This is a genomic window from Streptomyces sp. NPDC093097, from assembly GCF_044754325.1.
Taxonomy (GTDB): domain Bacteria; phylum Actinomycetota; class Actinomycetes; order Streptomycetales; family Streptomycetaceae; genus Streptomyces.
Genome location: NZ_JBIVOW010000017.1, coordinates 99,186 through 124,617, shown reverse-complemented (window position 1 = coordinate 124,617; position 25,432 = coordinate 99,186). Strand labels below are relative to the sequence as shown.

Sequence of the window (25,432 nt, the reverse complement as noted above, 5' to 3'; positions counted from 1 at the left end):
GAGGATCTCCCGTGTGCGGCGCACCCGGAGGTGCGCCGCACACAGGAGGGGACGGAAGGCGGGTGTGGGGGGTCGAGGGCACATGTACCACCGGTGCCGCCCCCCGGGTGAACGGCACCGGCGGGCCCGCGAACCCGCCTTGCACCACCGACGCTAGCCGCTGTGAGCAGCGGTTTCGTCGATCGGCGGGCAATCGGGGGGATCCTTATGGTCGTGTTAAGGAGAGGGTAAGGAGCCGCTAAGCGGGGGTGCCGGAAGACGGGCCGGAGGCGGGTATCCGGGGTCCTGGGGACGGGAGTTGGGGCGCCCGCCCGGGTGGGTGCGGCTCAGCGTCCGCCGGTGTCGGTGAGCGGGTCCGTCGGGTCCGTCAGGTCGTCGAGGCCGTCGGCGAGCGCCTCGAAGGCGTCCATGACCGGGGTCACCGGGCCGCCGTCCAGCGGGAGTTCGGCCCAGATGAACTTGCCGTGCGAGGTGTAGCGGGCGCCCCACCGCTGGGCGTACCCGGCGATCAGGAACAGGCCCCGGCCGCCCTCGTCGGTCGTCCGGGCGTGCCGCAGATGCGGTGCGGTGCTGCTGCCGTCGGACACCTCGCAGATCAGCGACTCCGTCCGGATCATCCGCAGGGCGATCGGCCCGGAGGCGTGCCGGATGGCGTTGGTGACCAGCTCGCTGACGATCAGTTCGGTGGAGAACTCCAGCTGGGACAGCCCCCATTGGGCCAGTTGCCCGGCGGCGGACCGGCGGGCCTCGCCGACCGCAGAGGGGTCGGCGGGGATGTCCCAGGTGGCCAGCTGCTCCTGCGGCAACGCCCTGGTGCGGGCCAGCAGCAGCGCCACGTCGTCCACCGGCCGGGCGCCGGGCAGGGTGTCGATGACCGCCTCGCAGAGCTCCTCCAACGGGGCCTGCGAATCGGCCAGCGCGGTCCGCAGCCGGGTGATCCCGCCGTCCAGGTCGAGGGCCTTCCCCATCAGCAGCCCGTTGGTGTAGAGCGCCAGCAGACTCCCCTCGGGCAGCGGCAGTTCCACGGACTCGAAGGGCATCCCGCCCAGCCCCAGCGGCGGCCCGGTCGGCAGCTCCAGCATCTGGCAGCCGCCCGCCGGGCTCACCAGCAGCGGCGCGGGGTGCCCGGCCCGGGCCAGGGTGCAGGAGCAGCCGACCGGGTCGTAGACCGCGTACAGGCAGGTCGCCCCGATCACCCCGTCGTCGCGGTGCGCGTCGTGCGCCACCCGGTTGACCATGTCGTCCAGGTGGGCCAGCACCTCCTCCGGGGACAGGTCGAGGTCGGCCAGCGCCTGGACGGCGGCCCGCAGCCGGCCCATCGTGGCCGCGGCGTGCACCCCGTGCCCGACGACGTCGCCGACCACCAGCGCCACCCGCGCACCGGACAGCGGGATCACATCGAACCAGTCACCGCCCACCCCGGTCCGGGAGTCGGCGGGCAGATAGCGGAACGCCGCCTCCACCGCGCTCTGTTCGGGCAGATCGCGCGGGAGCAGGCTGCGCTGGAGGGTGAGCGCCGTGGTGTGCTCGCGGGTGTACTGGCGGGCGTTGTCGATGGAGATCGCCGCGCGGGTGACGAACTCCTCGGCCAGCACCAGGTCGTCGGGCTGGAACGGCCCGGTGGGCCGCCAGCGGGCGAACGCGGCCGCGCCCAGGAAGTTGCCGCGCGCACGCAGCGGCACCACCATCAGCGAGTGGAAGCCGAGGGTGCGCAGCTGCGCGGCCCGGACCGGATCGTCGGCGGCCCAATCGGTGCGGTCCAGGTCGAGGGCCGGGACCAGCACCGACTCGCCCCCGGTCAGGCTCAGCACCACCGGCGAGGACGGCGGGTAGGCGGTCCGGTCGCCGACCGCGATCACCGCCTCCGGGCAGCCGTCCCGTACGGACTGCTGGCCGGCCCGGCGCATGGCGAACAGGTCGGCGGGCTCGACCGGTCCGGGCCCGGGCTCGGCGCCGCCGAGTATCGCGTCGAGCAGGTCGACGGTGACGAAGTCGGCGAGGTCCGGCACCGCCACGTCCGCCAGTTCCTGGGCGGTCCGCCAGACGTCCAGGGTGCGGCCGATCCGCTCGCCGGCGCGGTTGAGCAGCGCCATCCGCTGCCGGGCGCGGTAGCTCTCGGTGACGTCCAGGACCATGTAGCAGATGCCGAGGATCCGGCCGGACTCGTCCTCCATGCGGAAGAAGGACGTCGAGTAGGCGTGTTCGCGCCGCGGGTCGGACTCCGGGTGGCCGAGGTACTCGTAGCCGAGGGAGGGGGCCCCGGTGCGCAGCACCCGCCGCATCTCCCTCTCGATGGACTCCACCGCCAGGCCCGGCAGCACCTCGCCCAGCCGCTTCCCCAGCCGTTCGGCGCGCGAGGTGCCGCCCATCCGCTCCAGGGCGTCGTTCAGCCAGACGTAGCGCAGTTCGGGGTCGAGCATCGCCACCCCGATCGGGGACATCCCGAGGATTCCGTGCAGCAGCGACCGGCCCGCCCCCGACCAGGGCGCCAGCACCGCCTCGGTGGCCAGTACCAGCCGTGCGGACTCCGTCGGGCCGGCGAGCACCGGCAGCACCCGCACCTCCAGATCGAGCCGCCGTCCCGCGCGGTCGCGCACCGCCGTCAGCCCGCTCCAGCCCTCGGCCGCCGCGAGCCGCTCCCGCCAGGCCCGCTCCCCGGGTGCCGCAGCGGGGTCGGCCGGGGCGAACAGCTCCGCCAGCGGCCGGCCGAGCGCCCGGGCCGCCGGATGGCCGAGCAGCCGCTCGGCGCCGGCCGTCCAGCCCCGTACCACTCCCGTCCGATCGGCCATCACCACGGCGGTCCGGGTGAGGTCGAAGGCTTCGTCGCCGGGGAGGCGGCTGCTCGGGGAGGCGCTCATACAAGACCGTTCCCATGTCGGCTCCACACCCTGCGGAGACCGGCCGCCGGCCCGCCCCCGCCCACCACCGGCGCCTTCAACGGTACTCCCGATACCTTCCCGGGGCGCTGGTGCGGAGGGCCCGGCCGGAACCGCTGCGCCGCTGGTCACCGGCGGTTGTCAGGGGTGGCTGGCACCCTCGCGGTATGAGTGCCCACACCCCCGCCGACGGAGCGGGACCAGCCCTGCCCGGCGCGGCCGCCGCCTACGGGGACGCCGCGGCCGCGACCTTCGACGACGATCCCGACCACGGCCTGCGCGACCCGGCCGTCCGCGCCGCCTGGGCCGCCCGGTTGCGCGACTGGCTGCCGCCGGAGCCCTCGACCGTCCTTGACCTGGGCTGCGGCACCGGCAGCCTGGCCCTGCTCGCCGCCGAGCGGGGCCACCGGGTCACCGGCGTCGACCGGTCACCGGCCATGCTCGCCCGGGCCCGGGCGAAGCTCGCCGGATGGCCGGCCGCGTTCCTCGTCGGCGACGCCGCCCAACCGCCCGTGGGGGAGCGGCGGTTCGACGTCGTCCTGGTGCGCCATGTGCTGTGGGCGCTGCCGGATCCGGCGGCGGCCCTGCGCCACTGGGCGGGGCTGCTCGCCCCCGGTGGCCGGCTGGTGCTGGTGGAGGGTCGCTGGGGCGAGTCCGCCCCGGTGGGCCTGCCGGCCGCCGAACTGACCGCGCTGGCCGCCCCGTTGGCGTCCCGCGTGGAGCTGGTGCCGCTCTCCGGCGAGCCGGCGCTGTGGGGCCGGGAGGTCTTCGACGAGCGGTACGCCGTGCTCGTCCACACCGACCGGGGCGCGGCCGGGCGCCGGGGGGAGGACTGAGTGCGGGGGTCGGGGCACCCCGCCGGGCGGCCGTCACCGGCCCGGCCCGCGCAGCTCCCGCGCGTACCGCACCGGCCCGCCGCAGGGCCGCGGTGGGCCGGGTGGACGACGGGGGTGGCCGCGCCCGGTCCGGGCGCTGCTCTCGTGCAGCAGCCCGGCATCGATCTGGCCGATCACCCGGCGGTCGCGTTCGGCCACCGGCGACCGCGGCCGTTGCGCCGGGGGAGCGCCGCCGACCCGCCAGGCCACGCCCTGCGGGGTCGCGATGGGGAACGGCAGGGCGGCCCGCCGCAGATCGGCGACGGCCCTGGCGTCGGACGGGCGGAAGTCGCGCACGGTGAGCGTCATGGCTGCGGACGGTACGCCGCGGCGGTCGGCTTTGCCGCTCCTTTTCCGGGGCGCGACAGGCGGTTTGCCGCGGCTTTCCCGGCCCGAGGGGGTGGCGTGGCTCATTCCGGAGGGTCGCCCCGAAGTATAGGTGGCCGATGCAACTATCTGGGCGTACGGTGATCGCGCAGTCCGCCGTCGGGAAGGCGGCCGGTCTGCCCCACCCCTAAGGAGGAGCCGCGGCATGTGCGGAATCACCGGATGGATCTCTTACGACAACGACCTCACCACCCAGCGCCCCGTCCTTGAGGCGATGACCCGGACCATGACCTACCGCGGCCCGGACGCCGGCGGCATATGGCTCGCCCGGCACGCCGCGTTGGGCCACCGCCGGCTCGCCGTCATCGACCTCGACGGCGGCAAGCAGCCGATGGCCGTCGAGCAGGACGGCCGCACCTTGCTCGTGACGACCTACAGCGGCGAGGTCTACAACTACCGGGAACTGCGAGCCGAGTTGGAGCAGCTCGGCCACTCCTTCCGGACCAACAGCGACACCGAGGTCGTGCTGCACGCCTACCTCCAGTGGGGCGAGGCGTTCGCCGAGCGCCTCAACGGCATGTACGCCTTCGCGCTCTGGGACCCGCGCACCGAGCAACTCCTGCTGGTCCGCGACCGGATGGGCATCAAGCCGCTCTACTACTACCCGACCCGCGACGGCGTCCTCTTCGGCTCGGAGCCCAAGGCGGTGTACGCCCACCCCGACATCCAGCCGACCGTCGACGCCGAGGGCCTGGCCGAGCTTGTCACCTTCACCAAGACTCCCGGTCACGCCGTCTACAAGGGACTGCACGAGGTCCGCCCCGGCCACCTGGTCCGCGTCGACCGCAACGGCGTGCACGTCAGCCGCTATTGGGCCCTCGAAGCCCGCGAGCACACCGACGATCTCGACACCACCGTCGCCCGCGTCCGCGAGCTGCTCGACGACATCGTCGCCCGCCAGCTGATCGCCGACGTCCCGCTGTGCACCCTGCTCTCCGGCGGCCTGGACTCCTCGGCCATCACCGCGCTCTCCGCCAAGGCGCTGGCCGCACAGGGCAGCGGCCCGGTCCGCTCGTTCGCCGTCGACTTCACCGGCTACACCGAGAACTTCACCCCCGACGACCTGCGCGGCACCCCCGACGGCCCCTACGCGCACGCCCTGGCCGAGCACGTCCGCTCCGACCACCGCGACATCATGCTGGACACCGCCGCGCTGATGGACCCGGCGCACCGCGCCGCGGTGCTGGCCGCCCGCGATCTGCCCAACGGCTTCGGCGACGGCGACACCTCGCTGTACCTGCTGTTCAAGGCGGTCCGCGAGCAGTCGACGGTCGCCCTGTCGGGGGAGTCGGCGGACGAGGTGTTCGGCGGCTACCGCTGGTTCCACGACCCGGAGGCGGTCAACGCCGACACCTTTCCCTGGGTCGCCGCGGGCCTGTCCGGCCGGTTCTCCGGCGGCAACGCGGTCCGCGAGGCGCTGCTGGACCGGGCGCTGCTCAAGAAGCTCGACCTGCCCGGCTACGAGCACGGCCGCTACCGGGAGGCGCTCGCCGAAGTCCCGTACCTGGACAGCGATGCCGGCCACCAGCGGCGGATGCGGGAGATCAGCTACCTCCACCTGACCCGCTTCGTGCAGATCCTCCTGGACCGCAAGGACCGCGCCAGTATGGCCGTCGGCCTGGAGGTCCGGGTCCCGTTCTGCGACCACCGCCTGGTCGAGTACGTCTTCAACACCCCGTGGGCGATGAAGACGTTCGACGGCCGGGAGAAGTCCCTGCTGCGCGCCGCCGCCCGCGATGTGCTGCCCGACGTGGTCGCCGACCGCGTCAAGAGCCCCTACCCCAGCACCCAGGACCCCGGCTACAACGAGGCGCTGCGCGGCGGGCTGCGGGAGCTGGCCGCCGACCGCGACGCCCCGGTCCGGCCGCTGCTGGACGCCGCGGTGCTGGCCGACGCCACCGCCGACGGTGCCGCCGGCGACGTCCGGCCCGGCGCCGAACTCGTCCTGGGCATGAACGCCTGGCTGCGCACCACCGGCACCACCCTGGAGCTGTAGCCCCCTGCCGCACTCCCGGGCACGGTGGCCGCTCCTGACGCACAATGGATGCGACAAAACCGCGCACCCGCGCCGGCGGATCCGCGTATCCGCCGCGCCACCACCAGCACCAGCATCAGGAGCGCCACCGTGTCCCCCCAGCCCCTCATGATCACCATCGACCCGGCGGCGGCCGAGGCCCCGTTCGAGCAGGTCCGCACCCAGATCGCCGACCAGGCCCGGACGGGCACCCTGCCGGTCGGCCACAAACTCCCCACCGTCCGCGGCCTCGCCGAGGAACTGGGCCTGGCCGCCAACACCGTCGCCAAGGCGTACCGCGCCCTGGAGGCCGACGGGGTGATCGAGACCCGCGGCCGCAACGGCAGCTTCGTCGCCGCGGCCGGCGACGCCGCCGACAAGGAGGCCGCCGCGGCCGCCGCGGCCTACGCCCGGCGCGCCCACCGCCTCGGCCTGGACCGCGCCGCCGCCCTCGCCGCCGTCACCGAAGCGCTGCGCGCCGCGTACGACAGCGGCACCTGACCGCATCCGCATCCGCACCCGACCGCACGGCACCCGACGGAAACCGGCACCCGACCCGGCGGGCCGGGGCCCCCGACCAGGCGGCCCCGGCCCCGCCCCGCCCCCCGGGAGGAGCCCATGCCCAGCCGGCACGCCCTCGTCCGACGCCCCGGCCCCCGCCTCGCCGAGGGCCTGCTCACCCACCTCGACCGACGGCGGGTGGACCCCGCACTGGCCCTGCGCCAGTGGGAGGCGTACGTCCGGGCGCTGCGCGAGCACCGCTGGCGGACCACCGAGGTGGCCCCCGACGACGACTGCCCCGACGCGGTCTTCGTCGAGGACACCATGGCCGTCTTCCGCAACGTGGCCCTGCTCGCCCGCTCCGGTGCCACCGCCCGCCGCCTCGAAGTCCCCGCCGCCCGGCAGGCCGCCGAGGCGCTGGGCTGCTCCCTCAACGCCGTCCGCGCCCCCGGCACGCTCGACGGCGGCGACGTCCTGAAGATCGGCGACACCGTGTACGTGGGCCGCGGCTGCCGCACCAACGCCGAGGGGGTGCGCCAACTCCGCGCCGTCTTCGAACCGTTGGGGGCCCGGGTGATCCCCGTCCCGGTCAGCCGGACGCTCCACCTCAAATCGGCGGTCACCGCCCTCCCCGACGGCACCGTCATCGGCTACCCGCCCCTGGTCGACGATCCGTCGGTCTTCCCGCACTTCCGGCCCGTCCTGGAGGAGTCCGGTGCGCACGTCGTCCTCCTGGGCGGCGACGCGCTCCTGATGGCCGCCTCCGCGCCCCGGACCGCCAAGCTGTTCACCCGCCTCGGCTACCGCCCGGTCCTCGTCGACATCGGCGAGTTCGAGAAGCGCGAGGGCTGTGTCACCTGCCTGTCGGTGCGCCTGCGCGACCTGGCGTCGTGAACGACGGCGCGGCACGCCCCCGGCGCGCGGGGGCGTTCTCGTCTCACAGGTACAACCCGGCCGCCCTGCCCTGGGGTTGGGTGGGGACCGCGGTGGGGTGGCTGCCGCGGCGCAGGGCGTAGAGCTCGGCGAGGGTGGCGCCCTCGCGGCCCACGCCCTCCTCGGTGCCGAGCCAGGCGGCCGCCTCCGGCCGCGTCAGCGGGCCGACCTCGATACGGGCCAGGCAGCGGCCGGGGCGGACCACCGCGGGGTGCATCCGCTCCAGGTCCTCGTTGGTGGTGACGCCGACCAGGACGTTGCGGCCCTGGCCCAGCAGCCCGTCGGTGAGGTTGAGCAGACGGGAGAGCGCCTGGCCCGCGGTGTGCTTGGCCTCGCCGCGGATCAGTTCGTCGCAGTCCTCCAGGAGGAGCAGCCGCCAGCGGCCCGTGCCGGTGGCGTCGTCCTCCCCGATGGCGATGTCCATCAGGTAGCCGACGTCGGTGAAGAGCCGCTCCGGGTCCAGGACGCAGTCCACCTGGCACCAGTCCCGCCAGGACCGGGCCAGGGTGCGCAGCGCGGAGGTCTTGCCGGTGCCGGGCGGGCCGTGCAGCAGCAGCAGCCGGCCGGCGATCTCCTCGGGCGAGACCTTCATCAGACGGTCCATCGCCTCGGCCACCGGGGCGGTGTAGTTGGCCCGGACCTCTTCCCAGGAACCGGCGGTGATCTGCCGGGAGGTGCGGTGCGGGCCGCGGCGCGGGGAGAAGTACCAAAAGCCCATCGGGACGTTCTCCGGCTGCGGGGCGGGCTCGTCCTCGGCGCCGTCCGTGGCCTGCCCGAGCACCTTCTCGGCGAGCGCGTCGGTGACCGCGGTGACCGTCACGTCGGCGCCGCGGTTCCAGCGGGAGACCAGCACGGTGAAGCCGTCGCCCTCGGCGAGGGTGGCGCTGCGGTCGTCGTCCCGGGCCGAGCGCAGGATCTGCGCGCCGGGCGGCAGCAGCGTCAGCCCGGATTTCACCCGGTCCACCGTGCGGCTGCGGGCGTAGGGCTGCTCGCCCGTGGCGAACCGGCCCAGGAACAGTGCATCGACGACGTCGGAGGGGGAGTCGCTGTCGTCCAGGGTCAGCCGGAGCGGCAGCGACTCTTCGGCGCGGGCGGGCGGGACCTGATCGGCACACATGCCGCCATGATCTGCCAGAGGGACCGGCCGCGTACACGGAATAACCCGGCCGTGTCGCGCACCGGGTCCTGCCGTCACCCTCCCGTCGTCTGCCCGGAGGGCGGGCCGGGTGGTGTCCGGTGGGTGCTCTCGGTGTGCCGGGTGACGGTCCGGCAGGGGGGACTGGGACGGCAGGGCCCGGGCGCGGGCGCCGGTTGTCCGCGGGCGGTGCGCGCGCCGGAAGGCGCCCTGTCCGCGCCCGTGGGGCCCGCCCTAGGGTGGTCCGCCGTGCGACGTCGTGGTGGGGAACGCAAGGACGGGCCGGAGCGGGCGGGCGGCGGGCCGTTGCGGGGGCGCCGGGGGACGGCCTTCGGGGTGGCGGTCGTGGTCGGGGTGGCGGCGCTGGCGCTGCTGCTGGTGATGTGCGGGGTGGGCGGTGAGCATGTGGCGGGGGCCGGGGCGCGGGGCGTCCCACCGCCTGCGGAGGTGACACCGCGTCAGGGTGGCGGGGCGCCCACAGACGGCGCAATGGCCCGGCGCCGCACCGGCCGTCCGGAGACTGGCAGGGCGCCGACTCCGGGCGCCCGGTGGAAGGAGCCGCATCCGTGGAGCCGCCGAGCGGAGCCGCCCTGACGGTGGTCCTGGTCTGCCTGACCGTGGTCACCGGGGTGCTCGACGCCGCCAGCTTCCTGACGCTGGGCCATGTCTTCACCGCGAACCAGACCGGGAACCTGCTCTTCCTCGGCTTCGGCGTCGCCCGGCAGGGCGGGCTGTCGGCGGCGACGTCGGCGGTCTCGCTCGGCGCGTTCCTGGCCGGGGCGGTGCTCGGGGCGCGGCTGGAGTCGACGCTGGCCGCCCGGCGCCGTCCGTGGTTCCCGGTCGCGCTGCTGGCCGAGGCGGCGCTGCTGGCCGGTGCGGCGGCGGTCGGCTGGGAGGCGGGCCCGGCCGGGCAGTCGGCGGCCGGCCGGCGCTATGCGGTGATCGGGTTGATGGCGCTGGCGATGGGGATGCGCAACGTCACGGCGCTGCGGGTGGCCTCCCCGGACCTCACCACGACGGTGGCGACCCGGGCGATGACCGCGCTGGTGAGCGGTTCGGTGCTGGGCGGCGACCGGCGGTTGGGCGACCGCGGCGGTGCCGGGCTCCGCCGGCTGGGCACGGTGGGCGGGCTGCTGGTGGGCGGGTTGCTGGGTGCCTGGCTGATCGGGCTGGGCACCCGGACGCCGATGGTGGTGCTGCTGGCCGCGGTGACCGTCGCGGCCACCGCCTTCCTTGTTCCCGGGCTCGCCCAAGGACGGAACGCCGACGGCTGACCGGCCGTCGGCGTTCCGCGCCCGCCGGTCTCCTGGCGGGGACCGCTGCCGGGCGGCCCGGAAGGAAGGCGCCCGCTACCGGGCGCCCCCCTTGCGCGGGGTGCTCCTTACGGGACGAGCTTCAGCAGCTTGTTGGGCGAGCCGCTGCCGGGGTTGGTCACGACTCCGGGGGTGGCGCCGTTCACCAGGGCCGTGGCGACCTGGGCCGGGGTGGCGGTCGGGTGCCCGGTGAGGTAGACCGCGGCGGCACCCGCGACGTGCGGGGTGGCCATCGAGGTGCCGGAGATGGTGTTGGTGGCGGTGTCGCTGGTGTTCCAGGCGCTGGTGATGCTGCTGCCGGGCGCGAACAGGTCCACCCGGGAGCCGTAGTTGGAGTAGGAGGCGCGGGCGTCGGCCGAGGTGGTCGCGCCGACCGTGATGGCCTCGGGGACGCGTGCGGGGGAGTGGTTCTGCGCGTTGTCCCCGTCGTTGCCGGCCGCGATCGCGTAGGTCACGCCGCTCTTGATGGAGTTCTGCACGGCGGTGTCCAGTGCCGCGTCCGGGCCGCCGCCCAGCGAGACGTTGGCCACCGAGGGGCCCTTGTGGTTCTTGGTGACCCAGTCGATGCCCGCGACCACCTGGGCGGTGCTGCCGGAGCCGGAGTCGTCCAGCACCCGCACCGCGACGATCTTGGCCTTCTTGGCGACGCCGTACGAGGAGCCGGCGATGTTCGCCGCCACGTGGGTGCCGTGCCCGTTGCCGTCCTGGGCGACGTTGTCGTTGTCGATCGCGTCGTAGCCGTTCGACGCCCGGCCGCCGAACTCCCGGTGGGAGATCCGCACTCCGGTGTCGATGACGTACACGGTCGCGCCGGAGCCGGCCGTGGTGGGGTAGGTGTACTTCTTGTCCAGCGGCAGCTTGGCCTGGTCGATCCGGTCCAGGCCCCAGGACGGCGGGTCGGCCTGGGTGTCCTGGGCGTGCACGGTGCGGTCCTGGTAGACGCGGTCGACGGCGGGGTCGGCCGCCAGCCGTCTGGCCTGGGTCTCGGACAGGGTGGCGGCGAAGCCGTTGAGCGCGGCGGTGTAGGTGCGCCTGACGGTGCCTCCGTAGGCGGATATCACGCCGCGGCCGTCCGCCGAGGCGGCCTTGAGGCCGGCGCTCGGCTTGAGCGTGACGAGGTAGCTGCCGTGCACCGCGTCCGCGGCGCCGGCGCCGACGACGGTGCCCTGGGCGGGCGCCGCCTGGGCGGGCAGGGACAGGGCGCCGAGCGTGGCCGCCGCCGCGGCCGCGGTGACCGCCACGGCGGTCCGCAGGGTGGTGGATCGCCGCCGGGCGGCGCGGGGGGTGGTGGAACGCATCACTGCCATCGCGAGGGAGCCTCCTCATCGGTGGCGCGCCGTGGTGCGCGCGCTGAGTGGGTGTACGGAGTGGCACACAATCGGCCGTTTCATGAACGTCTTTGAACGGCCGTCACAAGAGTCGTCGAGCGACACGTCGGTATCAAGAGTTCCAACGGGATGTCATATACGCGTCATGAAAAGGTAATGGCGCCGCAGCGAACAAACTGACAGATCGGCAGATTTGCCGTGAACTCTGTACGACTTTTGGCATGGACACTATCGGCCACGCCGTTACTGCTGGTACGACAGATCGCGCAGAGATCCTGCTAAGGGAGGTTCCATGAGAGTGTCCCGTTTGACGGCGTTGACAGCCGCTTTCTTTGTTGCCATGTCGCTCGCGCTCACCGGCGCGACCGCCGCCTCGGCAGCCCAACTCACCGCCTCCGGTGGCTATGTGGCCCTCGGCGACTCGTACTCCGCCGGCGTCGGGGCCGGTAGTTACGACAGCAGCAGCGGTTCCTGCAAGCGCAGCACCAAGGCGTATCCGGCCCTCTGGGCGGCCGCGCACTCCCCCTCGTCGTTCTCCTTCACCGCATGTTCCGGGGCCCGTACGGGTGATGTCGTCAGCGGTCAGCTCGGCCCGCTGAGCTCCGCCACGAGCCTGGTCAGCATCACCATCGGCGGCAACGACGCCGGGTTCGCCGACACCATGCAGACCTGTGCCCTCCAGGGTGAGAGCGCCTGCCTCTCCCGGGTCGCCCAGGCCCGCACCTACATCGGGAGCACCCTCCCCGGGCAGCTCGACTCCGTTTACTCGGCCATCGCCAACAAGGCCCCCTCCGCCCATGTCGTCGCCCTGGGGTACCCGCACTTCTACAAGCTCAACGGCACCTGCATCGCCGGTCTCTCGGAGAAGTCCCGCGCCGCCATAGACGCCGCGGCCGACGACATCAACGGCGTCATCGCCAAGCGTGCCGCCAACCACGGCTTCGCCTTCGCCGATGTCAATTCGACCTTCGCCGGCCACGAGCTGTGCTCCGGCAGCCCGTGGTTGCGCAGCGTGACCCTCCCCGTCGACGAGTCCTACCACCCCACCGCCGCCGGCCAAGCCAGCGGCTATCTCCCGGTGTTCGGCTCCGCTGCGTGACCTTCCGTGCACAGGGCGCGGAGGAGGGGCGTCCCCCTCCGCGCCGTGCCCGCCCAGGCGGCGCCCGTGCGGTCGCTCAACTCGCCCTGGCAGGCACGCTGTACGTGACATTCCGTATGGTGTTCGTCAACGTCAAGGCATGGCAGGTGAATCCGTTGACCGGTCTGCACGCGTGTCCTCCAAGAGAGATAGGGTTACTCTGCCCGTTGGCCGGGTGCCCTCGTACGGGTGGGGAGAGTCATGGAACAGATAACAGTGCGCAGCAGGGCGCGGGTCCCTGCCATCACGTGCGGAAGCAGCGCGACCAGTGCGCGGCTCGACCGCCATCTCGCGGTGCTCGGCGGTCCCGCCATCCCGCAGCGTGAGGTGGAGGGGGCCGCCTCACTGATGCAGGAGCTCACCGCGCGTGATCACGCACGCATGAGGAGGAGTCGCAGCCACCGGGTGTCGCTGTTCGCGCCGCTGCGCAGGCTGCGCCGCTCGCTCTTCGGCGGCCACGGCCACGTCTGAGCCGCCCCGCACAGCGGCACCACCGGCCCAGGCGCCCCACCGTCCCGGTTCGTCGCGGTGCCGCTGCCCCGGTGCCTCGTGCTCACCACCCGTCACGTCGTGACGGGTGGTTCCTTTATGTGTCCGGGCGCAGGCATGCCCCCGCCGGGGAGCGCGCACCGCGGGCTCACCACAGTGCGAACTGGCCGTCCGGGCCCTCCTCCTGATGGTCCAGCACCGACGCCGCACGCGTCGCCGCCGCCGGTACCGGCAGCACCCCCGCGGCCCGCAGCTCCGCCGCCCCGATCCGCGGGCCGTCCGCGACCTCCCGCGCCAACCCCGCCTGCTCCGGCGCCAGTTCGGCTAGCAGCGCCAGCACGGTGACCAGCTCCAGCAGCTCCGAGGTCCACTCCTGCGGCCAGGCGGCCGGCCGCAGCGCCGCCAGCGAACCGGGCTCGGCGGGCCCCGCCCCGGCGGCCCCGGCGCCGCCGCGGTGCGCGAACCACTCCTGGAACACCCGCACGCCCCCGGCGTGGAACTGCCAGGCATCCGCCGGGACCGGTGAGATCCGGCCGTCGCCGAGCAGCAGCGCCTCCTCGTCGGCGTCGTGGTCGAGGGTTCGCGGCAGTCCGCGGGCGGGCAGCGCGGCCCGTACGTAGGGGCGTCGGCCGCCCGGCAACCGGGGCCGCCCGTCAGGTCGTTCGGCGCCGTCCCCGGTGTGTTCGCCCCAGGTGTGCAGCCACAGCAGCCGGGTGCCGAGCGCCACCCCGCGGTCCCAGAGCGCCGAGTCGGCGGTGAGCGGTACGGCGGTGCCGTCGGGGGAGTGCTCCGCGGTGGCGGTGATCCAGGCGAGCAGGGCGGGCGGGGTGACCGGGCGGTCCAGGCGGTCGGTGAGGAGGGCGGCCAGACCGGGGGCGAGGTTGGGTTCGGCCCCGCCGGGCCGGCGGTAGAGCGGGCGGATCCGGCCGGGGCGTCCGGCGGGGGAGTGGCCGTCCGGCAGCAGCGCGGAGCAGAGCACCGTAGGTCCGGACGATTGCGGCAGCTGCCCCGACTCGACCAGGAACAGCTGGTGTTCGTCGGCGACCCGCCACAGCTCCGGGCGGGCGGCGTCGATCAGCCGGTGGTCGGGCAGCAACCACTGCCGGTCGAACGGGCCGTGCAACACCCGCACCGGCTCCGGGCACGGGCCGACCGCCCGGGACAGCCGCCCGGTCGGGGCGCGGTGGCCGGGGAGCTGGGCGACCGCGGAGTGCAGGGTGCGGGCCCTGGAGGGGCGGAACAGCAGCGCGCGGGTATTCGGGTCGGCCTCGGTCAGGGCCCGCCAACGGGCGCGCAGGGTGGCCGGATCGGGGTCCCGCACCCAGGAGCGGCCCAGCCGCAGCGGCGGCACGGACCATGGCATCAGATCGGACAGCCGCGGCGCGGCCACCTCTGGCGCGCCCTGCTTCGCCGTCACGCGCAGCCCCTCCCGGACCGTTGGTGGACCCCTGGCATCGTAGCGAGGGGACCTGGCGGCGGGCGCGGCACCCGTGCACCGCGCCCGCCGCACCGAAGCGGCCTAGTGTGCGTCCAGCGTCACCGTGAACGAGAACCGGTCGCCCCGGTAGTGGATCAGGGCGACGTCGAGCACCTGCCCGGAATCGTCGTAGGTGATGCCGGTGTAGTGCAGGATCGGGCTGAGCAGGGGCACGCGCAGCAGCCGGGCGGTCTCGGGGTCGGCCAGCCGCGCCTCGACGGTGTCGGTGATCCGCCCGATGCGCAGGCCCACCGCGTCCCGCAGCACCTTCGTCATCGGCCAGCGGGTGAGGTCCGCGAGGTCGATCCGGGCCGCCACATCGGGGCGCACGTAGTTGCGCGCGTGGTTGGTCGGCTCCTCCGTGGCCTCATCGCTGCGCAGGCGCCGATAACCGGCCACTTCCGTCATCTGGGGAAAATATTCGGACAGTTCGGCGGGAACGGGGACGGGTCCGTGCTCCAGCAGGACGGTGCTCATCCCGGACTGCTGGGCCACGATCGCGTCCACGGACCCGAGCAGCCGCACCGGCGTCCCGCGCCGCACATGCGGCTCGATGAACGTCCCCCGGCGCCGGTGCCGGCTGATCAGGCCCTCCGCCTCCAGCTCCTTGAGCGCCTGGCGCATCGTCAGCACGCTGACGCCGTAGTGCGCGGCGAGCGCCTCCTCGGTGGGCAGCCGGAGGGGCGCGTCGGGGGAGCGGCCCAATATGGAGGCGCGCAGGGACTGCGAGACCTGGTACCACAGCGGCAGCTTGCGGTTCAGGGCGAGCGAGTCGGGTGCGAAGGTGGTCACGGTGCGTTCCCCGGTCGGCGGAGCTGGTCCCGGTCTACGGGCGGAAGTGGCGCTGGAGACCCTGCCACACCTCGTCGTAGCCGCGCTGGAGATGGCCGGCGTCCCGGGCCTGCGGGGTGAGCGTCAGCGGCCAGCGGGTCTCGAACATGAACGCCAGCCCGTCGTCGATCTTCTGCGGGGCCAGCTCGGCGGCGCTGGCCCGCTCGAAGGTCTCCTGGTCCGGGCCGTGCGCCGACATCATGTTGTGCAGCGAGCCGCCGCCGGGCACGAAGCCCTCCGCCTTGGCGTCGTAGGCGCCCTCGATCAGGCCCATGTACTCGGTCATCACGTTGCGGTGGAAGTACGGCGGCCGGAAGGTGTCCTCGCCGACCAGCCAGCGCGGTGCGAACACCACGAAGTCGACGCCGGCCAGCCCCGGGGTGTCCGAGGGCGAGGTCAGCACCGTGAAGATCGACGGGTCCGGGTGGTCGTAGCTGATCGAGCCGATGACGTTGAAGCGGCGCAGGTCGTAGACGTAGGGGACATGGGTGCCGTGCCAGGCGACCACGTCCAGGGGGGAGTGGTCGTAGGTCGCGGTCCACAGGTGGCCGCAGAACTTGTTCACCACCTCGACGGGCCCCTCGACGTCCTCGTAGGCGGCGGTCGGGGCGAGGAAGTCCCGTGCGTTGGCCAGGCCGTTGGCGCCGATCGGGCCGAGGTCGGGCAGCTCGAAGGGGTGGCCGTAGTTCTCGCAGACATAGCCGCGGGCGGTGGCGTCCAGCAGCTCGACCCGGAAGCGGACCCCGCGCGGGATCAGCGCCACCTGGCCAGGTTCGGCCCGCAGCAGGCCGAACTCGGTGCGCAGCAGCAGCCCGCCGCGCTCCGGCACGATCAGCAGCTCGCCGTCCGCGTTGCCGAACACCCGCCGTTCCATGGAGGCGTTGATGTGGTAGAGGTGCACCGCCATGCCGGCGCGCTGGGTGGCGTCGCCGTTGCCGCCCAGCGTCCACAGGCCGTCGACGAAGTCCGTCGGGTCGGCGGGCTCGGGGAGCGGGTTCCAGCGCAGCCGGTTGGGGTCGGGCAGGCATTCGGCGAACGGCGCGGAGCGGATCTCGCCGCGGTTGGCGCGGGCGAACGGCGGATGCGCCGCCGAGGGCCGGATGCGGTAGAGCCAGGACCGGCGGTTGCGCCGGCGCGGCTCGGTGAACGCGGAGCCGCTGAGCTGCTCGGCGTAGAGCCCGAGGGGGGCCCGCTGGGGGGAGTTGCGGCCCACCGGCAGCGCGCCGGGGACCGCCTCCGAGCTGTGCTCGTTGCCGAAGCCGGAGGAGTAGACGAGCCCCTCGGCCGTCTTCCTCGCCCGCTCGTTGTCCGTACCTGTCATCACACGCTCCCGCCGCTCTACGGAACAAGACGTCCACGGAATCCAAGGCACCACAGGATCACAAGGAATCCTATGCATGACCTTAGGATTGAGGGGGAGGGGCGTCAACGGTGCGCGGCGTCCTTGTCCGGGAGAAGCCGGCAACCCGGGGGAATCCCGGCCGTCGCGGCCGGATCGCCCCGCTCGGCCCTCCCCGGGCCGCATGCCGGGCAAGATGACGAGGTGCAGTCTTCGACACCCCCGCCCGTCCCCCGGCCCCTCGCCCCCGCGCCGGCCGCCGCTCCCGCGCCCCCCGCGCCGGCCCTGCTCCGCCGCGCGCCCGTCCAGCGGCGCAGCGCCCAGCGCCTGGCCCGGATCCTCGACGCCTGCGCCGAACTCCTCGACGAGACCGGGTACGAGGACCTGAGCACCCGCGCGGTGGCCGGCCGCGCCGGGGTCCCGATCGGCTCCGTCTACCGCTTCTTCCCCAACAAGCGCGCCATGGCCGAGGCGCTCGCCCGGCGCAACCTCGACGCCTACGCGCACCGGATCGGCGCCCGGATGGCCGCCCCGGACCAACTGCCGGGCTGGCGCGCCGCGATGGACGTGGTGGTCGACGAGTACCTCGCCATGAAGCGGACGGTGCCGGGCTTCGCCCTGGTGGAGTTCACCGTCCCCGCCCCGCGCGAGTCCCGGCAGGCCAACCACGAGGTCGCCGACCGGCTGCTGCGCCTGCTCGCCGGGCAGCTCCGCCTGGACCCCGCCGACCCCCGGCTGCGCACCGCCTTCCTGGTCGGCGTGGAGTCCGCCGACGCGCTGCTCCAACTCGCCTTCCGCACCGACCCGTCCGGTGATCCGGCGATCGTCGCGGAGACCAAAGAGCTGCTGCGGGCGTATCTGGCGCGCTATCTGGACGGGGCGGCGGACGGCGGTGCGCAGGGCGCGGGCGGGCCCGGCGGGGGCGCGCCGTGAGCGCGCCGCGCCGGTTCGTCCCCCGCGGCCCGGGCGGGCGCGGAGTGCCGCCGCCGGCGCCAAACTACCGTCGGTAGTTTTGTGGGGTGTTCCCCTGGGAAGCGCCTCAGGGCGTCCCTAAGGTCTGTCCGGTGGGCCGGCGTGGAGCGGCCCGCGGTGCCGGACGCCGCGGGTCCGGGCGGCCCCGTCGGGCGCACCCTGCCCCGGCTCCGCCCCGCCCGCCCGTCCCGAGGAGATCCCGTGGTCCGCGCCGCCGTCCTGCCCGCCGTCAACGCCCCGCTGAGGATCACCGAGATCGCGCTGCCGGAGCCCGGCCCCGGCCAGGTCCGGATCAGGCTCGCCGCCGCCGGGGTCTGCCACTCCGACCTGTCGCTGTCCAACGGGACGCTGCGCCAGCCCGTCCCGGCGGTGCTCGGGCACGAGGGCGCGGGCACCGTCACCGCGGTGGGGCCGGACGTGACCGGGGTCGCCCCCGGCGACCCGGTGGTGCTCAACTGGGCGCCGTCCTGCGGCGACTGCCACTTCTGCGCGCTGGCCGAGCCCTGGCTGTGCGCCCACGCCGGACGGGCCGCCGAAGCCCCCTACGCCACCCTCGGCGCCGACGGCGGCGCGCTCCACCCGGGCCTGGGCACCGCCGCGTTCGCCGAGGAGACGGTGGTGCCGGCGCGCGCCGCGCTGCCGCTGCCGGCCGGGGTGCCGCTGGTCGACGCGGCGCTGCTCGGCTGCGCGGTGCTCACCGGCTGGGGCGCCGTCCACCACAGCGCACGGGTCCGGGCGGGGGAGTCGGTGGTGGTCTACGGCGTCGGCGGGGTGGGCCTGGCGACCCTCCAGGCGGCGCGGATCGCCGGGGCCGGCCCGCTGGTGGCGGTGGATGTCTCCCCGGAGAAGGAGGAGTTGGCCCGCGCGGCCGGTGCCACCGACTTCCTGGTCGCCGACGGCCCGGCGTTCTTCGAGAAGGAGGGGGCCAGGCGGATCCGGGCGCTCACCGGCGGGGTCGGCGCCGATGTCGCGGTGGAGTGCGTGGGCCGCGCGCAGACCATCCGCGCGGCCTGGTCCGCCACCCGCCGCGGCGGCCGGACGACGGTGGTGGGCATCGGCGGCAAGGACCAGCAGGTCGCCTTCTCCGCCCTGGAGTTGTTCTACTTCGGCCGGACGCTCTCCGGCTGCGTCTACGGCAACAGCGATCCGGCCCGCGATCTGCCGGTGATCGCCGAGCATGTCCGCTCCGGTGCGCTGGACCTCTCCGCGCTGGTCACCGACCGGATCGGACTGGACGGCATCCCGGCCGCGTTCGAGGCGATGCTGGCCGGAAAGGGCGGCCGGGCGCTGGTCGTCTTCTGAGCCTGACGGGCTTGACGGGCCTGACGGGCCTGACGGGGCAGGCAGGCCAGGCGAGTCAGACGGGCCTGAGGGGTCTGACGGTCCGCGCGGATCTGACCTGTCTGGCCGGTCTGACCGATCTGACGGTCCGCCCGCGGCCGCCGCCGGGCCGTCAGCCCGTGGCCCTGCGCAGCCGCGGGAAGGCCGGCGCGGCCGCCAGGAACGCCAGCGTCACCAGCACGAACGGCCAGGTGAAGGCGTGTCCGCCGGACGGTGCGAAGAGCGCGCCGAGCGCCGGGCTCAGCACGGTGGAGGCGACCGCGCCGACCAGCGCGTACCCCACGCTCCAGCCGTCCGTGACCAGCAAGACCCCGCCCAGCGCCATGGCGACCAGCACCGCGTCATAGCCCATCAGACCGTGGCGCACCTGGTCGGCGGGGGCGCCGAGGGCCCAGGACGTGGCGATGGCCACGGCGCTGCCGGCGCAGGCCAGGGCGCCCAGGCGGCGGTCGGCGACGAAGATGCCGATGAGGAAGACGAGGCCGACGTACCACTGCGGCATCAGGAAGATCTCACCGATGTTGGTGAAGAAGGCGTGCCACAGGTCGGTGAGGCTGAGCGCGGTCGGCCCGGACGCGGTCCGGGGCAGCGCGGCGGGGTCGTCGGGCAGGTGCCAGACGCGCTGGAAGCTCGGCGCGGCCACGGTCAGCGCGCTGGCCGTCAGGCAGAACGGCAGGGTGAGGGTGGGCAGTTCCCAGGTGCCCAGGACGCGCGCCACGGCGGCCGTGACGACCGTGACGGTCGCGCTGGCGGCCACCGCGATCAGCAGGGTGGAGAGGTGGTCGGCGTCGAGGAAGACCGCGCAGGCGACCCCGACCAGGCAGGCGTTGAAGCCTTCGTGCCCGGCCGCGACCCGGCCGCGGTCCACTCCCAGCAGCTGTGCGGTGCCGGTGCCGACGGCCGCGCCGAGCAGTCCGTAGAGGCCGTAGCTCCAGCCGGCGGCGCACAGGGCCACCGAGAACACCAGCCCGGCCAGCGCGCTGGGCAGGAAGTCGACCTGCGCCTGGCCGCGCAGCACCGCCGTGATCCCGCGCCCCCAGCGGGTCGTCGAGAAGTCGGGCCGCTTGGCGGCCGGCCCACCCTCGGCCGTGCTCAGTTGGCGCATTTTCGGCCTCCGCAGGACGTACCTCGTCCCTGCCCGCCAGGGACTGGTGCACTGTACATCCGTATCCTGAAGTCACCTCAGGGAGGTGTCAGTTCGGGGTGCTGCGCCGTCAGGCCGTCGACCAGCGCCAGCAGCCCGGCCTCGAAGGCGCCCTCGTCCACCTGGCGCTGGTGCTCGGCCAGGAGGTGCGCCTGGCCCAGGTGCGGATAGTCGGCCGGGTCGTAGGCCCCGGGGTCGTCGACGAAGCCGCGGGCGAACGAGCCGAGCGCCGAGCCGGCGACGAAGTACCGCACCATCGCGCAGACCTTGGTGGCCAGGGCGGGCGGCCAGCCGGCCTCGACCATGCCCCCGAACGCCGCGTCGGCCATCTTCAGCCCGGCGGGCCGGCGGCCGGGGCCCTGGGCGAGGAACGGCACGATGTGCGGATGGGCGGCCAGCGCCGCGCGGTAGGAGCGGGCCCAGTCCAGCAGGCCGGCCCGCCAGTCGGCGCCGGTGGCGAGGGTGGAGACGTCGACCTGGGCGATGACGGTGTCGGCCACCGCGTCGAGGATCTCGTCCTTGGTCGTGAAGTGGTTGTAGAGGGAGGGGCCGCTCACGCCCAACTCCGCCGCCAGCCGCCGGGTGGAGAGCGCCGCCAGCCCCTCCGCGTCGATCAGGGCCAGCGCGGTGGTGACGATGCGCGCGCGGCTCAGCAGGGGCTTGCGGGGTCGGGCCATGCCGCACATAGTAGGGGCTGCCCAGCGAAAACTAGCACCGCTAATTAACGTCGCGGTGCGCACTCCCGCATCCCGCCGACGAGGGGCCCGAGATGAATCTGGAGCTCACCCCCGAGCAGGCCGCCGTGCGCCGGCTCGCCGCGGACTTCACCGACCGCGAGATCGCCCCGCACGCCGCCGCCTGGGACCGCGCCGAACAGGTCGATCCGGGCATCGTCCGCGCGCTCGGCGACCTCGGCTTCCTGGGGCTGACCCTCCCCGAGGAGTACGGCGGCTCGGGCGGCGACCACCTCGCGTACGCGCTGGTCACCGAGGAGTTGGGGCGCGGCGACTCCGCGGTCCGCGGCATCGTCTCGGTCTCGCTCGGACTGGTCGCCAAGACCGTCGCCGCCTGGGGCGACGAGGAGCAGAAGCGCACCTGGCTGCCCCGCCTCGCCTCCGGTGCGGCGCTCGGCTGCTTCGGTCTGACCGAGCCCGGCACCGGCTCCGACGCGGCCGCCCTGGCCACCCGCGCGGTCCGGGACGGCGCCGGCGGCGACTGGGTGCTCGACGGCAGCAAGATGTTCATCACCAACGGCACGGTGGCGGACGTGGTCCTGCTCTTCGCCCGGACCGGCGGCCCCGGCCACAAGGGGATCAGCGCCTTCCTGATACCCGCCGACACCCCGGGCCTGACCCGCCGTCCGATCCACGGCAAGCTCGGACTGCGCGGCCAGGCCACCGCCGAACTGGTCCTGGAGGGCGTGCGGGTGCCCGCCGGCGCGATGCTGGGCCCCGAGGGCAAGGGCTTCTCGGTCGCCATGTCCGCACTGGCCAAGGGGCGGATGTCGGTCGCCGCCGGCTGCGTCGGCATCGCCCAGGCCGCGCTGGACGCCGCCCTCGGATACGCCGGGCAGCGCGAGCAGTTCGGCGCCCCGATCGCCGGCCGGCAGCTCGTCCAGGAGCTGATCAGCGATATCGCGGTGGATGTGGACGCGGCCCGGCTGCTGACCTGGCGGGTGGCCGATCTGATCGACCGGGGCCGGCCGTTCGCCACCGAGGCGTCCAAGGCGAAGCTCTTCGCCTCCGAGGCCGCGGTGCGTGCCGCGGGCAACGCCCTCCAGGTCTTCGGGGGGTACGGCTACATCGACGAGTACCCGGTCGGCAAACTGCTGCGCGACGCCCGGGTGATGACCCTCTACGAGGGCACCAGCCAGATCCAGAAGCTCCTCATCGGCCGCGCGCTGACCGGCGTCTCCGCCTTCTAGGCCGGGACGCCGCGCTCCCGCCTGCCGGTCGTCGCCGGGCCCCGTCCTCCGGCAGGCCCTAAGCGCTTGCTCAGTGGCGCGGTATGGTGTTCGATCCGACAGCGGAAGGCCCCTGGCGGACGAGGAGCGGGGAGCGGCGATGGGTGCGGCCGAGCGGGCGGCGGAGGCGGGCGACGAGTGGTCCGGGGTGACCCCGGACGCCGCGCGGCGACTGGTCAGCGCCGCGGTCCGGGCGTTCGCCGAGCGCGGCTACCACGCCACCACCACCCGCGACATCGCCGGCCGCGCCGGGATGAGCCCGGCCGCCCTGTACATCCACTACAAGACCAAGGAGGAGCTGCTCTACCGCATCAGCGGCATCGGCCACGAGAAGGCGCTGCGCATCATGGGCGCCGCCGCCGGGGCCGAGGGCAGCGCCACCGACCGGCTCCGCGACGCGGTGCGGACCTTCGCCCGCTGGCACGCCGAGCACCACACCACCGCCCGGGTCATCCAGTACGAACTCCAGGCGCTGAGCGAGGAGCACTACGCCGAGATCGCGGGGCTGCGCCGCCGCACCGACCGGCTGCTCCGCCAGATCATCCAGGACGGCGCGGACAGCGGGGAGTTCTCCGTCGACGACGTGCCCGGCACCACCCTGGCCGTGCTGTCGCTGTGCGTGGACGTCGCCCGCTGGTTCACCGCCGAGGGCCCCCGGACACCCGACGAGGTCGGCGCGCTCTACGCCGACCTCGTGCTGCGGATGGTGGGCGGGGCCTCCTGACCGCCGCCCCGACGGGGGCCTGTTGCCGCGTTCCGTCAGAAGTGGAAGCGGCTGACCGACTCCGCCACGCACACCGGCTTCTCGCCGCCCTCCCGCTCGACGGTCACCACGGTGGTGAGCTGCACCCCGCCGGGCACCTCGGTCACCTCCGCGATCCGGCCGCGGGCCCGCAGCCGCGAGCCGACCGGGACCGGGGCCGGGAAACGCACCTTGTCGGTGCCGTAGTTGATGCCCATCGTCACGTTGTCCACCCGCAGCAGCTGCGGGACCAGGACCGGCAGCAGCGACAGCGTGAGGTAGCCGTGCGCGATGGTGGTGCCGAACGGGCCGGCCGCGGCCTTCTCCCGGTCGACGTGGATCCACTGGTGGTCGCCGGTGGCCTGGGCGAACAGATCGATCCGCGCCTGGTCGACCGTCAGCCAGTCGCTGGGGCCGAGCTCCTCGCCGACCGCCGCCCGCAGCTCCTCGATGGACCCGAACACCCGGGGCTCCGCCATTCCTCGTCCGCCTCCTCAGTCGTTGAACTAAGCGCTTGCTCAGCATGCGAGGGCGGACGCCCGGTGTCAACGCCCGGCCACGGTGGATCCGGGCGGCGGCCCGTAGGGTTGGCGGCGTGCCCCAGCTTCCGTTCAAGGTCCACGAACTCTCGGTCGGCCAGCTCTCCGCGCGGAGCGGAGCGGCCGTCTCCGCCCTGCACTTCTACGAGTCCAAGGGACTGATCAGCAGCACCCGCACGGCCGGCAACCAGCGTCGCTACACCCGCGAGACGCTGCGCCGGGTCGCCTTCGTCCGGGCCGCGCAGCGGGTCGGGATCCCGCTCGCGGTGATCCGGGACGCGCTGGCGGAGCTGCCGGACGAGCGGACCCCCAACCGCGAGGACTGGGCCCGGCTCTCGGAGGTCTGGCGCTCCGAACTCGACGAGCGGATCAACCAGCTCGTCGAGCTGCGCGACCGGCTGACCGACTGCATCGGCTGCGGCTGCCTCTCGATGGACAAGTGCGCGCTGTCCAACCCCTACGACAACCTCGGCGAACAGGGCCCCGGCGCCCGCCGGTTGCGGGTGGACCGGCGCACCACGGACCCGGCACCGGCATCGAAGGACGACACCGGCGCCAGGACGTGCACCCCGGACGGCACCTAGGGCCTGCTGCCAGGCCCTGGGGCCGTTCGTTCACCAGACGGGCGGCTTGCGGTGCGCCCACGGGCGGGCCGCCTCCAGCTGCGCGGAGAGCGCGATCAAGGTGGCCTCGTCGCCGTAGCGGCCGCCCAGCATGACGCCGATCGGCAGCCCCTGGGCGTTCCAGTGCAGCGGGACGCTGACGGCGGGCTGACCGGTGGCGTTGTAGAAGGCGGCGAACGGCGTGAACCGGCCGATCCCGGCGAACTCGGCCCGCGGATCGGCGTCGTTGCGCAGCCCGCCCACCGGGGGCGGCGGCGCGGCCACGGTGGGGGAGAGGATCACGTCGTAGCCGGTGCCCGGGGGCATCAGGACGTCGGCGATGGTCTGCGCGAGCGTCCGGAAGGTGTGGAGGGAGCCGGCGAAGGCGGCGCCGGAGACCTCCTGGCCGCGGGCCCGCAGATGGCGGGTGAGCGGCATCAGCAGCTCCTCGCCGCCCGGCGGGACGGGGCGGTTCGCGGCCGTCACCGCCCAGACCCGGGTGAAGGCGTGCAGCATCGTGTCGTCGACGGGGAGCGACAACTCCTCGGTGTGGTGGCCGAGTTCGCCGAGCAGGGCGGCGGCCTCCGTAGCGGCGGTGCGGCAGTCGGGGTGCAGCTCCATGCCCGGGAGCGGGGCCTGGGTGAGCACCGCGATCCGCAGCCGTCCCGGGTCCCTGCCGGCCTGGTCGGCGAAGGTCTCGCCGGGCGGCAGCGCGGGGGCGGCGTACGGGTCGCCGGGCCGGGGGCCGGCCATCGCGTCCAGCAGGGTGGCCGCGTCGGCGACCGTGCGGGCCAGCGGGCCGGAGGTGCTCAGGCCCGTCACGTCGTGCAGCACGGGGCCGCTGCTGACCCGGCCGCGGCTGGGCTTGATGCCGTAGAGCCCGCACAGGGACGCCGGGATGCGGATCGAACCGCCGCCGTCGCTGGCGTGCGCGACCGGCGCCAGGCCGCCGGCCACCGCCGCGGCCGCGCCGCCGCTGGAGCCGCCCGCCGAGCGGTCCAGGTCCCAGGGATTGCGGGCGGGCGGGGCGAGCGCGTTCTCGGTGTAGCAGGGCAGGCCGAACTCGGGGGTGTTGGTCTTGCCCAGCAGGATCGTGCCGGCCCGGCGCAGTGCGTCGGCGACGTGGTCGTCGGTCTCCGGGACGTGGTCGGCCAGGGCGGCCGAGCCCATCGTGCAGCGCACCCCGGCCACGTGGTTGAGGTCCTTGACCGGGACCGGGACGCCGTGCAGCGGCGGGAGCGCGCGGCCCTCGCGGCGGGCCGCGGCGGCCTCGCTCTCGGCCTCCGCCGCCTGCTTGCGGGCGAGCTCCGGGGTGCGGGTGACGAAGGCGCCCAGGGTGTCGTCCAGCCGGTCGATCCGCGCGAGGTAGTGCTCGGTGAGCTCGACCGGGGACAGCTCCCCGGAGCGGATCCGGGCGGCCTGTTCGAGCGCGGTCAGGTCGTGCAGTTCGGCCATGGACGTCCACCCTCTCGTCGGTGCCCGCGCGGTCAGGG

The 25,432-nt window shown here is 74.4% G+C and carries 23 protein-coding genes; 12 read left to right on the top strand and 11 right to left on the bottom strand.

Annotation, left to right across the window (positions count from 1 at the left end; genetic code table 11):
• Positions 1-326: 326 nt before the first annotated feature.
• Positions 327-2,858 (bottom strand): SpoIIE family protein phosphatase, encoded by a 2,532-nt coding sequence (locus ACIQE0_RS26480; protein ID WP_402336713.1) that lies wholly within the window; start codon positions 2,856-2,858, stop codon positions 327-329.
• Positions 2,859-3,043: 185 nt separating this feature from the next.
• Here ACIQE0_RS26480 and ACIQE0_RS26475 point away from each other — a divergent pair, with 185 nt between their 5' ends.
• Positions 3,044-3,712, top strand: coding sequence for a class I SAM-dependent methyltransferase (locus ACIQE0_RS26475; protein WP_402336710.1), 669 nt, complete (start codon positions 3,044-3,046; stop codon positions 3,710-3,712).
• 33 nt (positions 3,713-3,745) lie between these two features.
• Here the strand turns inward: ACIQE0_RS26475 and ACIQE0_RS26470 are convergent, their stop codons facing one another.
• A complete protein-coding gene (locus ACIQE0_RS26470; protein WP_402336707.1) occupies positions 3,746-4,060 on the bottom strand; it encodes a hypothetical protein in 315 nt (104 codons plus the stop codon).
• 223 nt (positions 4,061-4,283) lie between these two features.
• Here ACIQE0_RS26470 and asnB point away from each other — a divergent pair, with 223 nt between their 5' ends.
• From asnB to ddaH, 3 genes are all read left to right on the top strand, one after another.
• Positions 4,284-6,134, top strand: a complete 1,851-nt coding sequence (gene asnB / locus ACIQE0_RS26465) for an asparagine synthase (glutamine-hydrolyzing) (RefSeq protein ID WP_402336704.1) — start codon at positions 4,284-4,286, stop codon at positions 6,132-6,134.
• 129 nt (positions 6,135-6,263) lie between these two features.
• Positions 6,264-6,653 carry a GntR family transcriptional regulator gene (locus tag ACIQE0_RS26460; protein WP_402336702.1) on the top strand — a complete coding sequence of 130 codons (390 nt, stop codon included), beginning with the start codon at positions 6,264-6,266 and terminating at the stop codon, positions 6,651-6,653.
• 117 nt (positions 6,654-6,770) lie between these two features.
• Positions 6,771-7,547: a dimethylargininase gene (gene ddaH, locus ACIQE0_RS26455; protein WP_402336699.1), complete on the top strand. Its 777-nt coding sequence runs from the start codon at positions 6,771-6,773 to the stop codon at positions 7,545-7,547.
• Positions 7,548-7,590: 43 nt separating this feature from the next.
• Here ddaH and ACIQE0_RS26450 read toward each other — a convergent pair whose 3' ends face one another.
• Complete coding sequence (locus ACIQE0_RS26450) at positions 7,591-8,703, bottom strand: DUF5925 domain-containing protein (RefSeq protein ID WP_384100540.1); 1,113 nt, start codon at positions 8,701-8,703, stop codon at positions 7,591-7,593.
• Between the two features lie 584 nt (positions 8,704-9,287).
• Between ACIQE0_RS26450 and ACIQE0_RS26445 the strand changes: the two genes are divergently transcribed.
• A complete protein-coding gene (locus tag ACIQE0_RS26445) occupies positions 9,288-9,995 on the top strand; it encodes a YoaK family protein (protein ID WP_366330837.1) in 708 nt (235 codons plus the stop codon).
• Positions 9,996-10,102: 107 nt separating this feature from the next.
• Here the strand turns inward: ACIQE0_RS26445 and ACIQE0_RS26440 are convergent, their stop codons facing one another.
• Entirely contained in the window at positions 10,103-11,341 is a 1,239-nt protein-coding gene (locus tag ACIQE0_RS26440; RefSeq protein WP_402336697.1) for a S8 family peptidase, read from the bottom strand.
• A 313-nt stretch (positions 11,342-11,654) separates the two neighbouring features.
• On the opposite strand from ACIQE0_RS26440, the gene ACIQE0_RS26435 reads away from it, so the two are divergent.
• Complete coding sequence (locus tag ACIQE0_RS26435) at positions 11,655-12,461, top strand: SGNH/GDSL hydrolase family protein (RefSeq protein WP_366330838.1); 807 nt, start codon at positions 11,655-11,657, stop codon at positions 12,459-12,461.
• A gap of 240 nt (positions 12,462-12,701) precedes the next feature.
• On the top strand, positions 12,702-12,971 hold the full coding sequence (locus tag ACIQE0_RS26430) for a hypothetical protein (protein WP_366330839.1): 270 nt from the start codon (positions 12,702-12,704) through the stop codon (positions 12,969-12,971).
• A gap of 166 nt (positions 12,972-13,137) precedes the next feature.
• Here ACIQE0_RS26430 and ACIQE0_RS26425 read toward each other — a convergent pair whose 3' ends face one another.
• The 3 genes from ACIQE0_RS26425 to hmgA form a co-directional block, all read right to left on the bottom strand.
• Complete coding sequence (locus ACIQE0_RS26425; RefSeq protein WP_402336693.1) at positions 13,138-14,406, bottom strand: type ISP restriction/modification enzyme; 1,269 nt, start codon at positions 14,404-14,406, stop codon at positions 13,138-13,140.
• A 102-nt stretch (positions 14,407-14,508) separates the two neighbouring features.
• The gene (locus tag ACIQE0_RS26420; RefSeq protein ID WP_402336690.1) at positions 14,509-15,258 is read right to left on the bottom strand and encodes a GntR family transcriptional regulator; all 750 of its coding nucleotides are present in this window, start codon (positions 15,256-15,258) and stop codon (positions 14,509-14,511) included.
• A gap of 34 nt (positions 15,259-15,292) precedes the next feature.
• Positions 15,293-16,618: a homogentisate 1,2-dioxygenase gene (gene hmgA / locus ACIQE0_RS26415; protein WP_366330841.1), complete on the bottom strand. Its 1,326-nt coding sequence runs from the start codon at positions 16,616-16,618 to the stop codon at positions 15,293-15,295.
• Positions 16,619-16,921: 303 nt separating this feature from the next.
• Here hmgA and ACIQE0_RS26410 point away from each other — a divergent pair, with 303 nt between their 5' ends.
• Positions 16,922-17,569 (top strand): TetR/AcrR family transcriptional regulator, encoded by a 648-nt coding sequence (locus ACIQE0_RS26410; RefSeq protein WP_402336853.1) that lies wholly within the window; start codon positions 16,922-16,924, stop codon positions 17,567-17,569.
• A gap of 240 nt (positions 17,570-17,809) precedes the next feature.
• Complete coding sequence (locus tag ACIQE0_RS26405) at positions 17,810-18,910, top strand: zinc-binding dehydrogenase (RefSeq protein ID WP_402336687.1); 1,101 nt, start codon at positions 17,810-17,812, stop codon at positions 18,908-18,910.
• A 151-nt stretch (positions 18,911-19,061) separates the two neighbouring features.
• On the opposite strand, the gene ACIQE0_RS26400 is transcribed toward ACIQE0_RS26405, so the two are convergent.
• On the bottom strand, positions 19,062-20,054 hold the full coding sequence (locus tag ACIQE0_RS26400) for an urea transporter (RefSeq protein WP_402336684.1): 993 nt from the start codon (positions 20,052-20,054) through the stop codon (positions 19,062-19,064).
• Positions 20,055-20,131: 77 nt separating this feature from the next.
• A complete protein-coding gene (locus ACIQE0_RS26395; protein ID WP_402336681.1) occupies positions 20,132-20,770 on the bottom strand; it encodes a TetR/AcrR family transcriptional regulator in 639 nt (212 codons plus the stop codon).
• A 92-nt stretch (positions 20,771-20,862) separates the two neighbouring features.
• On the opposite strand from ACIQE0_RS26395, the gene ACIQE0_RS26390 reads away from it, so the two are divergent.
• Positions 20,863-22,017 (top strand): acyl-CoA dehydrogenase family protein, encoded by a 1,155-nt coding sequence (locus ACIQE0_RS26390; protein WP_402336679.1) that lies wholly within the window; start codon positions 20,863-20,865, stop codon positions 22,015-22,017.
• A gap of 139 nt (positions 22,018-22,156) precedes the next feature.
• Entirely contained in the window at positions 22,157-22,780 is a 624-nt protein-coding gene (locus tag ACIQE0_RS26385; RefSeq protein WP_366330846.1) for a TetR/AcrR family transcriptional regulator, read from the top strand.
• 35 nt (positions 22,781-22,815) lie between these two features.
• On the opposite strand, the gene ACIQE0_RS26380 is transcribed toward ACIQE0_RS26385, so the two are convergent.
• Positions 22,816-23,277, bottom strand: coding sequence for a MaoC family dehydratase (locus tag ACIQE0_RS26380; RefSeq protein ID WP_366330847.1), 462 nt, complete (start codon positions 23,275-23,277; stop codon positions 22,816-22,818).
• 116 nt (positions 23,278-23,393) lie between these two features.
• Between ACIQE0_RS26380 and soxR the strand changes: the two genes are divergently transcribed.
• A complete protein-coding gene (soxR, locus tag ACIQE0_RS26375) occupies positions 23,394-23,921 on the top strand; it encodes a redox-sensitive transcriptional activator SoxR (protein WP_366330849.1) in 528 nt (175 codons plus the stop codon).
• A gap of 30 nt (positions 23,922-23,951) precedes the next feature.
• Here soxR and ACIQE0_RS26370 read toward each other — a convergent pair whose 3' ends face one another.
• Entirely contained in the window at positions 23,952-25,394 is a 1,443-nt protein-coding gene (locus ACIQE0_RS26370) for an amidase (RefSeq protein ID WP_402336674.1), read from the bottom strand.
• Between the last annotated feature and the right edge of the window lie 38 nt (positions 25,395-25,432).